This is a genomic window from Salicibibacter halophilus (assembly GCF_006740705.1).
Lineage (GTDB): Bacteria > Bacillota > Bacilli > Bacillales > Marinococcaceae > Salicibibacter > Salicibibacter halophilus.
Map to the genome: position 1 here is coordinate 1,637,532 of NZ_CP035485.1, position 12,673 is coordinate 1,650,204.

At 47.0% G+C, this 12,673-nt stretch carries 9 protein-coding genes; all 9 read right to left on the reverse strand.

Annotation, left to right across the window (positions count from 1 at the left end):
* Window positions 1-2 precede the first annotated feature (2 nt).
* Window positions 3-1,925, reverse strand: coding sequence for a threonine--tRNA ligase (thrS, locus tag EPH95_RS07945; protein ID WP_142088901.1), 1,923 nt, complete (start codon window positions 1,923-1,925; stop codon window positions 3-5).
* An 805-nt stretch (window positions 1,926-2,730) separates the two neighbouring features.
* Window positions 2,731-4,320, reverse strand: a complete 1,590-nt coding sequence (locus EPH95_RS07950; protein WP_142088904.1) for a Na/Pi cotransporter family protein — start codon at window positions 4,318-4,320, stop codon at window positions 2,731-2,733.
* A complete protein-coding gene (gene phoU, locus EPH95_RS07955) occupies window positions 4,301-4,951 on the reverse strand; it encodes a phosphate signaling complex protein PhoU (protein ID WP_227004128.1) in 651 nt (216 codons plus the stop codon). The genes EPH95_RS07950 and phoU overlap by 20 nt, the downstream gene beginning before the upstream one ends.
* 146 nt (window positions 4,952-5,097) lie before the next feature.
* Window positions 5,098-6,918 (reverse strand): adenine deaminase, encoded by a 1,821-nt coding sequence (gene ade, locus EPH95_RS07960; RefSeq protein WP_142088908.1) that lies wholly within the window; start codon window positions 6,916-6,918, stop codon window positions 5,098-5,100.
* Window positions 6,919-7,187: 269 nt separating this feature from the next.
* Entirely contained in the window at window positions 7,188-8,048 is an 861-nt protein-coding gene (gene ytxC, locus EPH95_RS07965; RefSeq protein ID WP_160141685.1) for a sporulation protein YtxC, read from the reverse strand.
* 477 nt (window positions 8,049-8,525) lie between these two features.
* Window positions 8,526-9,641, reverse strand: a complete 1,116-nt coding sequence (gene mqnC / locus EPH95_RS07970) for a cyclic dehypoxanthinyl futalosine synthase (protein ID WP_142088913.1) — start codon at window positions 9,639-9,641, stop codon at window positions 8,526-8,528.
* A gap of 86 nt (window positions 9,642-9,727) precedes the next feature.
* Entirely contained in the window at window positions 9,728-10,669 is a 942-nt protein-coding gene (dnaI, locus tag EPH95_RS07975; RefSeq protein ID WP_142088916.1) for a primosomal protein DnaI, read from the reverse strand.
* A gap of 6 nt (window positions 10,670-10,675) precedes the next feature.
* On the reverse strand, window positions 10,676-12,085 hold the full coding sequence (locus EPH95_RS07980; protein WP_160141686.1) for a replication initiation and membrane attachment family protein: 1,410 nt from the start codon (window positions 12,083-12,085) through the stop codon (window positions 10,676-10,678).
* A 7-nt stretch (window positions 12,086-12,092) separates the two neighbouring features.
* Window positions 12,093-12,572 carry a transcriptional regulator NrdR gene (nrdR, locus tag EPH95_RS07985; protein ID WP_142091540.1) on the reverse strand — a complete coding sequence of 160 codons (480 nt, stop codon included), beginning with the start codon at window positions 12,570-12,572 and terminating at the stop codon, window positions 12,093-12,095.
* Window positions 12,573-12,673: the final 101 nt, after the last annotated feature.

Below are 12,673 nucleotides of genomic sequence, written 5' to 3' on the forward strand. Positions count from 1 at the left end.
GGTTATTTCCTTTCTTCAATGGCGCGCTTAATATCTTCCACAAACGTGTCCAGGGATGCCGTATTTGTATCTTTTTCCCCGTATTTTCGAATATTTACAGCGCCGGCTTCCATCTCTGCATCCCCGAGTACAAGCGTATACGGGATTTTTTGCGTTTGCGCTTCCCGAATTTTGTAGCCGAGCTTTTCGTCACGAAGATCAGTTTCCACTCTAACCCCGGCGAATTGTAATTTTTCTTTTACCTGTTCGATATATTTGCCATGGGCATCCAGAGAAACAGGAATGAGTTGCACTTGCACGGGCGCGAGCCATGTTGGGAATGCCCCTTTGTATTCTTCGATGAGAAAAGCAACAAAACGCTCCATCGTGGAAACGACCCCGCGGTGAATAACGACCGGCCGATGTTCTTTGCCGTCTTCGCCGATATACGTGAGATCAAACTGATTGGGCAAATGAAAATCAAGCTGTACCGTTGATAACGTTTCATCTTTTCCGAGCGCCGTTTTTACTTGCAGGTCCAGTTTAGGACCGTAAAATGCGGCTTCGCCAACCGCCTCCACGTATTCAACATCACTTTCATCCATCGCTTCTTGTAAAAGCACCTGTGCTTTTTCCCACATCTCATCGTTATCCACATACTTTTCCTTGTCCTCCGGATCCCGGTATGACAGACGGAAATAGTAGTCGTTAATGCCGAAGTCTTTGTACACATTCTGAATAAGGTCAACGACGCGCAAAAATTCCTCTTTCATTTGATCAGGGCGGCAGAAAATATGGGCGTCATTCAACGTCATGGCGCGAACGCGCTGTAATCCCGCCAAAGCACCGGACATTTCATGGCGATGCATCGTGCCAAGTTCGGCAATACGAAGGGGCAATTCACGGTAACTGTGCAAATCGTTCTTATACACCATCATATGGTGCGGACAATTCATCGGGCGCAGCACGAGGTCTTCGTTGTCCATCTCCATCGCCGGGAACATGTCATCCTGATAATGCTCCCAATGCCCCGAGGTTTTATAGAGATCAACGCTTCCCAGCACCGGGGTGTACACATGGTCGTAGCCGAGCCGTTCTTCAATATCTGTAATATAGCGCTCAATTGTGCGCCGGATCGTTGCTCCTTTTGGCAGCCATAACGGCAACCCTTGCCCGACTTGCTGGTCGACGGTAAACAAATCCAACTCTTTCCCGAGCTTACGGTGATCCCTTTCTTTTCGTTCTTCCAACAGGCGCAAATGTTCATCCAACTCGCCTTGCTTCGGAAAAGCAGTGCCGTAAATGCGTTGCAACATTTGATTGTTGCTGTCGCCGCGCCAATAGGCTCCGGAAATGTTCATCAACTTGAATTTTTTTAGTTTACCTGTTTCGGGAACGTGCACCCCGCGGCAAAGGTCGACGAATTCCCCCTGCTCATAAAGGGAAACCGTTTCGCCTTCCGGAATGGCGTCCAGAAGCTCGAGTTTTAACTCATCGTCTCCAAAAAACCTTTTCGCTTCTTCCCGTGACACTTCCTTGCGCAAAATTTCGTGGTTTTCATCAATGATCTTTTGCATCTCTTTTTCGATTTTCGGCAAATCGTCCGGAGAAATTGTCGATGATGTTTCGATATCATAGTAAAAGCCATCTTCAATGACCGGACCAACGCCGAATTTGGCATCGGGATAAAGCCGCTTCACCGCTTGCGCCAATAAGTGGGCACTACTGTGGCGCAGGACTTCAAGACCTTCCTCATCTTTAAACGTTAATATTTCGACCTTTCCATCGTTCGGGAGCGGGGTGCGTAAATCAAGTGATTCCCCGTTTAATTTTCCGGCTGCCGCCTGTTTTTTTAAACCTGGACTAATATTCGCGGCAACGTCTTCCAACGTTACGCCTTCATCAAATGCCTTAACTGATCCATCCGGAAACGTTAATTCAGGCATTTTTTCATCTCCTTTCTTTTTTTCGCACGAAAAGCATAAAAAAACCCGCCCCAAAAAGGGACGAGCTTAACCCGCGGTTCCACCCTCGTGCCTTGCGAATGTGCAAGACGCTTGGACCGGTTAACGCCCGGGATGACGGCAACGAATACTGTTCGTTCATCGCTGCAGCTCCGAGGTGGTAAACATCAGGGCCGTCGATAAAAAGCTTTCAGCCGGCGGCTTTTTTCTCTGGAATCTGTATCCTGACATTTGCGTCCTCTTCCGTGCCTTTCTTCATTGGATCCATTATAAGAAGGTTTGTCGGAAAATGCAAGTCCGTGGCAGACGAAAAAGGCCTAACTGCTGATCGCGCTTGCCGTTAGGTCGTCAACAGGGCAGGTTGGCGACTTAACTCTTGATCGCGCGTGCTGTTAGGTCGTCAGCGGTGATGGTTGATGCCCTTACGCATGATCACACTTGCCGTTAGGTCATCATTGGAGTCGGTTGGCTACCTAACGCATGATCACGCTTGCCATTAGGTCGTCAGCCGGGCAGGTTGGCGACTTAACTCTTGATCGCGCGTGCTGTTAGGTCGTCAGCGGTGATGGTTGACGACCTTACGCATGATCACACTTGCCGTTAGGTCATCATTGGAGTCGGTTGGCTACCTAACGCATGATCACGCTTGCCATTAGGTCGTCAACAGGGCAGGTTGGCGACTTAACTCTTGATCGCGCGTGCTGTTAGGTCGTCAGCGGTGATGGTTGATGCCCTTACGCATGATCACACTTGCCGTTAGGTCGCCAACAGCTAAATTCGATCTATGCTAAACCATCCCCAATAACGTATGAGAGATATTCACCGAATGTTGATGAATGCGGAGCATGCTATTCATTAAGTCAGAAAATACCACACTGACGGTGCTGCTGGTGCTCGCTCCTTGGTAAAAATGTTGATAGCGCAACTCTCGTTCCATGCGCAAAATTTTCGGGTTGCTGTGGATGACGCGGATCGCCACCTCTTCATCTTGTTCCTTAAAGGCTTGAATGGCATCGTCAAAGCTTTTCATCACTTCTTCATAGAGTTCAGCCACTTTGGCACGTTCCCATTCACTTAACTGCTTGCCACCTCGATCTAGCTTGGCAATCGTTCGCGTCATATCTTTCACGGTGTTCGCCATTCGCTCCATATCGTTGTTAAAGTAGAGCAATTTTAATGCTTCTTCGGATTCCCGATCATTCAAATTTTGTTCCATTATTCGTTGCAAGTGATGATAAACTGCTTTATACAGGTGGTCGATAACTTTTTCTTCAGCGATAACGGCTTCCCGGATTCTTTCATTTTGGATCATTGCAATCATATGCGGAAGCATATGATGACGAATTTTTCCGGCTACCCGTTCTAATTCCTTGCGGGCTTGCACCAACCCTACGGAAGGAAACTGAACGGAATCCCGGTCGATGTATTGAACATCTTTTGCCGGTTCCGGTTTTTCCGGTAAAAGTTTCACCATCCAATCGGCAAAACGGTCACAAAATGGAAGGAGCAATAACATGTTCACGATGTTAAAAATTGTATGCGCGTTTGCGATTTGGCGCTCCACATCTCCGCCCAAGAGCGGAAGTGCTTGCACGAACAAACTCGTAAACGGCAAAAATACGATAACGCCGATCGCTTTAAAAATAGCATGGGCAAGCGCTGCGCGTTGGGCATCTTTCGATGCTTTCAAACTGGCAATCATCGCGGTAACAACGGTGCCCAAATTTGCGCCGTAAACGGTGTAGACCGCAGCTTCCAAAGAAATTAAACCACTGCTTGTAAGCGCGAACGCAAGGGCAATTGTGGCCGCGCTGTTTTGAATAATTGCTGTGAATAATGCTGCCACGAGGACAAAAAGCAACGGGTATTCGGCAATCATCATCAGGGATTCCCTGAATAATTCACTCGACTGCAAAGGTTCCATTGCACCCGTCATCAAACCCAAACCGAAAAAAACAAACCCGAAGCCTAATACAATGGCCCCATAAGCGCGGAATTTAGAATCAAAAAAATATAAAAGCACACCAATAATCACAAATACAAGCGCGTAATCCGTAATCGCGAAAGCGATGAGTTGCACGGTCAACGTCGTTCCCACTGCAGACCCAAGCAAAATCCCCATCGCTCTCTTCAAACTGATCAGTCCGGCGTTGACAAAACCAACAATCATCACCGTTGCTGCCGTTGACGATTGTAAAATGGCAGCAAGAACGATGCCTGCGAAGGCACCGTACCATTGATTTTTAGTTACCTTTCTAAGAAACAGATTCAGTTGATAGGATGAAGACTTTCTCAATCCTTCGCTGGCGACATGCATCCCATATAAGAAGATCGCGAGGCCGCCCAGGAGTTGAATGCTAACTTCGATCCAGTTCATGGTTTTCGCTCAGCCTTCGGTTAATGTTCACGACATGATCCGCCATTCGCTCCACGTAGCGTATCGCCAGGAAAAGCGGCGCAAGCTTTTCAATTTGTTCAGGCGTCTCTTTCATATCGTATATAATTTGCTGTTGCAAGGAAAAAAATAATGCATCGACGTCCTCGTCCTGATGTTCAACCTTTTTGACTGATTGATGCGACTTATCCTTCATCCCTTCAAGCGTCTGCGTTAGCATATCCGTACTCAGATCCAGCATTTCCTTGTACCCGCCCACAAATGAATCGCTCACATATGGACGTAAATCATTCACATCCAATTCTATTTTTAGTTCGGCAACATTAACGATCTGATCGCCAATGCGCTCGAGCTCCCGAGCCATACGCATCATCGTTGTCAATGTCTTCAACTCTTCCGGCAGCGGTTGCTGGAGACTGATTAAGTGCAAAATAGACGTATGGATCTGACGGTCATACTTATCGACCATTTCATCTTGTTGAATCAAACCATTTGCATCTTTGTTTGGCGCAAAAAAAACATCGTTCAATTGTTCCATCTGATGTAGAACTTCATCACCCATGCTGAGGAGATCTCTTTCAATCGTTTGCACTTCATTGCTAAAGTTAGTCATTTTATACAAAAATACATCCCCCCACCTAAAATTCCGTCCTATCAATTTCTATTCATCGTATACCTTGTATTATACGATTACAAGGGCTTAAAAGAGGACAGAATACACTTCCTATGTGACAATGCAAAAAAACAACCTTCATTTTATTACGTTTCTACCATTAAAGACACCTTTTCAAAACCGTCATCGGTAATTTTCACCAACCCTTTATCCGATAAACGGAGTTCGGGAATGACGACGAGTGCAAGGAGCGATAGCGTCATAAATGCATAATTCATCGTGCAGCCGGCCTCGTTAAGCGCATGACTAATGGCTCGCGATCCTTCCGCCACTTCTTCAAAAGGAGCATTTGACATCAATCCTGCAATCGGTAAAGGCAGAATTGTCTCCCCTTCTTCACTTATAACGGCAATGCCTCCTTGCATCTCCACAACTTTATTGGCGGCCGTGGCCATCTTGTGCTCATCGTTTCCAATCACCATAAGGTTATGACTGTCATGTGCCACAGTTGAAGCCATCGCAGCCGGTTTATCGAATCCGATCCCTTTCAAGATACCTAAGCCATGGTTTCCATTTCGTCCGTGACGTTCAATGACCCCCATTTTACAGAGATCACCCTGTAGCAGGATGTCGCTTTTGCCGCAGGGGAGACTGACATGTTTTTCTTTCGTGTATACCTGATTTTCGTTTACTTCAATGGTTCGAACGGTTACCTTTTGCCCTTCGCCGGAAGGAGGAGTGATCCGAAAATCGTCTGCACTAATTTCTTTTCCGACTTGTACCGAATGGACTGCTTTTTCCGGCAATGGAAATTCGGAAACATTCGTAACCATCTCCCCATCTTCTGCCACGATTTCTCCGGCGGATACTGTCATTCCTACGTTGACATCAGCTAACGTCCCCTCTAACAAAAGGAGATCTGCAAACCGGCCGGGAGCAATCATGCCGACATCGCCGGAAACGCCAAAACGTTCAGCCGGATTAATCGTCGCCATTTGAATCGCAATCACCGGTGGAACGCCTTGAGCAATGGCATGACGGACGACAAAATCCATGTGCCCCTCATCAACGAGGGATTCGGGGCTGCGATCATCCGTAACCAAAAGCATGCGCCTCGTATTCAGGCCATACTCCGTATAAGCTTTGATTGTTTCAACTACATCATGCCAAGCCGAACCTCTTCTCAATTTAGCGTACATTCCGAGACGAACTTGGGCAATAATGTCCTCGGCTGACGAATTTTCATGATCACCGCTAATACCCGCGGCTGTATATGCAGAAAGTCTGCGATCATCTTCTGCCGGCCAAGTGTAGTGGCCATCAGCCTGCCTGCCGGCACGCAGCGTTTCTTCGATTTCAGAAAGCATTTTCTCATCGCCGTAAACCACTCCGGGAAAATTCATCACTTCCCCAAGGGCGTTGACATCGGCACCCCACGTGAAGGCTTCCGCGACTTCCTCAGGGCCAATGACAGCACCATTGGTTTCAAACGCTTCGTCTGTCGACGGGACACATGAAGGTACCTGCATATACGCGGCCATCGGTGTCTGCCGAGCTTCTTCCAACATCAGCTTCAACCCGTCAAGCCCAAGCACATTTGTGATTTCATGGGCATCAAAGAAACCACCGGTCGTTCCTTTCGGCATAACGGCTCGTGCAAATTGGGACGGCCTTATCTGGCTGCTTTCGATATGGCAATGCCCATCCAGAAAACCTGGCGTTACATAACGATCTTCTGCATCTATCACTTTCGTCTTTTCCCCGATTGTATGATCGGCGTTTTTACCAACGTACGCGATTCGGGTGCCCTGGATGGCAACATCGGTACCAGGCAAGATTTCATTGGAAACAACGTTTACCAATCTGGCGTCTTTGATCACTAACGTAGCGCTCTGTTCTCCACGAGCCGTGGCATTTAATTCCCTGATACAATCTGCTTGACTGGGACGAGGGAAGGATACAGTCATGATATTTTCGCTCCTTTGGGAGTGATTGAAATTCGGTTCGACCCTTTCCTCTATCTTAACAGAACAACTTGATTTTCACTGCATAATGTTCCTAACTAGCCATTCCACCATCAGCCTCAACCTTCACTAAAAACAATAAATATTTCCCGGGCAATACTTATAATTTCATCGCTAATAAACCTTATCCGATAAAGCGCACATCTCTGTAAATAGAGAAAATAGCACCTTTTAAGATGTGGTGCTATCTATTTGTACAGCAATTTCTTTTTTTATGTGGGAAATTGCCACTGTGCAAACGAACGAGCATTTAATCGCTCCTGAAAAATAGTCCGCAGGGTTTGAATAACCCCGTCATCTTGTGAAGTATAGATGTAAAGGCGCTTGGGAGCTATGCTTGCAATCGGACTTATAATCATCTCCGCCGGTTGCAAGCCTTCTTCAAATACGAGGGCCGATTCTGTATATCGCATCCTTTGCTTCGCCCCCCATTTATTCCCTTCCTTATCCACCAACCAAAAATAATCACGGTTTTCATACCATAAATGAAGTTCTTGTATTTTAGGGGTTGCATACTCAACATGAGACCGAAGTTCATCCACGACCGTCTGGTACTCTTGTTCCATCTCGTACTCATCTATAACCACTTCTGCAAGATGTTGTAAATAGCGTTCATAATTTCCTGTGCAAAAAGTCAAAAAAGGGTTCCAATAAAAAACGGATCGGTAACTCAAGTGCTCATGAATCGCTAAATATAAAATCGTTTTTCTCTTTGCTGGCCGTCTTGCTTCCGGAATTTCAGGGCGTTCTCCGGCAAGCATCTCTCTCGCCAGCTCCATTACCTGTTCGCGTTCATTCGGTTCACGAAATTGGTAACACTCTTTGATGAGCTTTTCAATAAAAGATATTTCATATTGCTGAATAATGTCATCGGTTAATACCGCTGCCATGTAAGGACGTACACTATGTTCCCATTCCATGTCCGAACCATCGTACCGACAATGAATCACATCTTGGTTGGAATGCATGTGCAAGCTAAATGATGGGAATTCAACCAACCTTGATAGCTCTCTCTTCACACGGTCATACACACGTGCACAATCGTGACCATGAGTAAATTCAATTGCCAACAAATGAAGCCCTCCTCCGAACTCTGCGATAATCGATGCCGCATCTATGCACGCCATTCAGTCTGCTATCATGTGTATGGCCAAGCTTTAAGTTTCATGCAAAATTTTTGAGGAAGGCTCCATGTATTAAAAAACTTGACTTAGTAAACCAAGAAAAAATGGCCTCCAGCTGTTTTCAAAGGCAGCAAGAAAAAGAACCAAAAGAAATCGCCCCTCAAAAGATGATCGACCTGCCTCCAGAGGTACGAAAAAGGGGGAATTGTCCCTTTAAGTGTGGCCAACCCGTCTCGAGAGGTACAAAAACGAGGGAGCGACAATTAAAACAGATCGCGGGAATATCTCTATCGTTCTATAATCGGGAGCTATCCACAAGCCAGACCGTTAGACTCCCTTCCTGCGTTCTATAATCAAGGCCCTCCCTTGAAAGACAAAGCAACCCCCCGCGGGGAAATCCTCGCGGGGGGTTGCTTCTCTCTTATGCTAGTTTTGCATCACAAAGTCTTTTTTCACTCGCTCATCTTCCGAAAATACGTGCAACGTATTATACTTTGTATCCCGTACAGCAGGTGTTTTGCCTGCTTCCCGGATGAGATCGAGCGCGCGGTTGTTGTTCACTTTATACGTAGTCCCGGCGGAGGAGACGACGTTTTCTTCAATCATCGTGCTGCCGAAATCGTTGCAACCGAAATGAAGGGAACGCTTGCCGGTTTCCGGTCCCATCGTCACCCATGACGATTGGAAATTCGGGATGTTATCGAGGAACAAACGGGAGATTGCCACATTTTTCAAATAGCCGTTTGGCGTAATACGCTCCCCTTTCATACGTGTGTTATCCGGCTGGAAAGTCCACGAAATAAAGGCTAAAAATGGACTCAACTCATCTTGTGCATCACGCACCCGCTGCAAATGCAAGGCGCGTTCATGGGAGGATTCACCGAAGCCGATGACCATCGTGGCCGTACTGTGCATGCCGAGTCTTTTGGCTGCTTTCATACAGTCCATCCACTCGGTCCATGAATCTTTCAAGCGGCTCACTTTTTTACGGTTGGATTCCGTTAAAATTTCCGCGCCGCCGCCGGGAATAGAATCAAGACCGGCATCTTTGAGTTCTTGCAAGACTTCTTCCAGCGAAAGTCCCGACACTTCGACCATTTTATAAATCTCTGTCGGCGAAAACGAGTGCATCGTGATGTTCGGAAAGTGCTGTTTTATTTTTCTAAGTAAATTCGTATAATAGCTAAACGGCAAGTCAGGGTTCGTTCCGCCTTGCATCAAAATTTCCGTTCCGCCTACATCAACGGTATCCTGGATTTTATCCAAAATCTCCTCATCCGAGAGCACATATCCTTCTTCGTGCCCCGGCGGGCGATAAAACGCACAAAATCTGCAGTACGTATCGCAAAGGTTTGTATGATTAACATTCCGGCCGATCACGAAGGTCGTAATAGGATCCGGATGCCATTTTTTCATGACTTCATTGGCTGCTGCCCCGATCTTTTCCAGTTCGCTCTCATCACTTTCATATAATTCAACGGCATCGTCCATCGTTAGACGTTCGCCTGCGATTGCTTTTTCCAATATCGCGTCGACGCTCATGAGGCATCCTCCTTCAATCCATCGTCTCCTTAATATCCTATCATAAAATATGACAATAAGGCGAATATCAAAGATTACTAGTCTTATTAAGTCTCCCTGCGATTGCGACCAGATAAATACAGTTCGGTTGTAAACGGACGAATGCGTTCCATAATACGTTTCGCCTTCATCCTTTCTTCCCCGCCTTTGTTGGAATAGGAAAGATGACCTTCCAGCTCTTCGTAATCCCAGTTCGACGTATAAATCGTGGGCAACTTTTCGGTCATACGATATTGCAGAATCGCGCCGAGGACATCATCGCGAATCCAATTCGACATCGTTTCCGCACCGAGATCATCAAGCATAAGTACCGGAACCCTTTTCACAGCGTCGATTTTTTCGCTGACACTTCCCTCTCCGACTGCTTGGCGCATTTCACGGAAAAATTCAGGCGCGTAGACAAGCAAAGATTGAATTTGCCGCTCTGCCAGAGCATTCGCGATCGCGGCGATTAAATATGTCTTTCCGACGCCGAACATCCCGTGTAAATATAAGCCCTGTCCGTTTTCTCCTGGGTTTGCCTCCCGTTCAAATTCAAGGGCCGTCTCCAACGCCGTCGCTCTCGTGTCATCCGTATCATCGATTTCCATATTTTCAAAGCTTGCTTTTTTAAATTCTTCGGATACATACAGGCTTTTCACAAGGGATGCCTGGTGTTTCCTGCGATTCGCCGCAATTTGTAACGGACAAGGATGATAACGCATTTGAATCTGGCCATGTTCAGGATATAATTCAGGTTGATAGCCCGGCATCGGATTCGGGCAGTTTGCCAACCCCGGGCATTGGTCACAATTCCGCCAGGAATTTTTGTACTCAAGCAATGCCGTCATCCCTTGGGCAACAGCATCTTCATGCAATTCCTTGTCGTTCTCGGCCAGCCAGCCATTCACACGCGTATCGTTCAGCACCGTCTGTTGCACACGCTGCAACGCGTCTTCCCAGCCGGCATCCTGCATATATTTTTTTAATGACGTTTGTATGGGTTCCATTTTGCGTCATTCCTTTCGATGCTGCTGTAAAAGCGACTGGATTTTTTCACGCTTCTCATTGACGCGTTTTCGTTTTTCGTCGTCACTTGCTTCCGTTACGTCACCGGTCAACCACTTCGGCAAACGCTCTTTGCGCTGATTCTGCTTTTTCTGTTGTTGTGTTTTTGTATTTGCCCTTTTTTGTGGTTGTTGTTTTGACCCTTTGTTTTGATGCTCTTTTTTAGCAAGTTCCATTGCTTCTTCGACCGTTTGCAGATTTTCCCTCGACCAGTGGCCCGCGATTTTCTCCACGTGATTTCTGTCGAGTTTACGGTCATTCACCCGCATCACATAATCAATCAGCACGTTCGCAACTCCGGGGTTCAACTGGTAATCAAACAGCAACGATTCCGCCAAACGCGCGTCAGCTGGAGGGACTTTCGCCTCTTTTTCCGGGAAACTTGCAAGCAACGTTAAAGGGGCGGTTGTCTCATAGTAACGTATCGCCGCACTCGCTTCGTCCAATGGTTCTTCCTTGGGAACGTTTCTCTTCTCCACCGTCCCGCCGGGATCATCCGTCCTTAAACCGAGCGCCGGAGGGGTCTGTCCATAAGACATCCGATACCACTCCTGGACTTTTTTTCGCAGGCGCCCAATATCCACTTCTTCATCCCCCACCAGCGCTTGTTGAATGAGCTGGCTCATGGAAGCGGCATCGACTCGGTAAACAAAAGCAAGTCGGCTCACCGCCTTTTTTACATTGGATGTGAGAAGTGCTTCCCGGTTAAAAAATGAAGGCAGTCGCTGATATAAAAGGTCAAAATCAAAAAAGTTCTCCTCTATATCGACCTCGGCCGTCTCGGGGGCCGTTAGGTAGCCGTTGGTTTCGCTTGTCCATTGATCAGCATTCGGGATAAGTTCCGAAGGATGAAGAGAGGTGAACACATCGTTAAAAGGAGCGGTCACTTCCGACCAGTCGCCTTCCATTTCAGGAATGGTAAACTGTTGCCTCAAGTGCCGGTATTTGTTCTTCCCCGTGCGGTTGTATAAAAAAACGCTAAGCACGTCGTCGGAGAAAAATGCTTGCGGGGACATTGGCGGAAGTAACTCATAGGCAAATTGCCGGTCTTCGTCTTCAGCAACGGTTAATGCGTATGTTTTTAAAAGTCCGATCCCTTCCAGTTTTCGGCGGGCTTCCAACAGCGTCGACAAATTTTCGCCGGTTACAATCATGAGTTCACGATGCGTCGTCCCTTCACATTCATAAACCCCTCGTGTCAAACGATGATAAAACGTTTGGTAAAGGTTTACAGGCTGAGCCCCGATCAATGGCTGATACAATTGCGTAAGCACTTGTTTGTCGGTCGCTCTCGAATCTTGTGTCATACGCACACGAAAACCATCCACAGGCAACACTTGTTTCCAAGAGCTTTCCATGTGTACATCATCTCTTTTCGGATCCGTTTTCCTCATTTTGATTCATCAGTTCTTCCAGTTCATTGATGAAAACATTGATATCTTTAAACTGCCGATAGACAGAGGCAAAACGAACATATGCCACATCGTCAATTTTCGCCAAATGTTTCATCACCTGCTCCCCTACCGCGTGACTGGACACCTCGGCCTCTCCGTCATTTCTTAGCTCGGTTTCTACTTTCGTTACAATATCCTCCAATTTCTCAAGCGCAACCGGCCGCTTTTCACACGCGCGAATCAGTCCACGGAGCATTTTTTCACGGCTAAACTCTTCGCGATTTCCATCTTTTTTTACAATAATGAGTGGCGTCACTTCCACAACTTCAAATGTTGTAAAACGATGGAAACATGATTCGCATTCCCGGCGGCGCCGGATAGACTTATGGTCATCGTGGGGACGCGAATCGAGAACGCGGGCACCGTTGGCTTGACAGGCCGGACAGCGCATCGAATAACCTCCATTTCCTATGGGTGTAACGTCGTTTTTATGAAAAGAAATCATCGGGTCGCTCCCCGATGGGTCATCTGCTTTCGCTTTTCGGACATTGG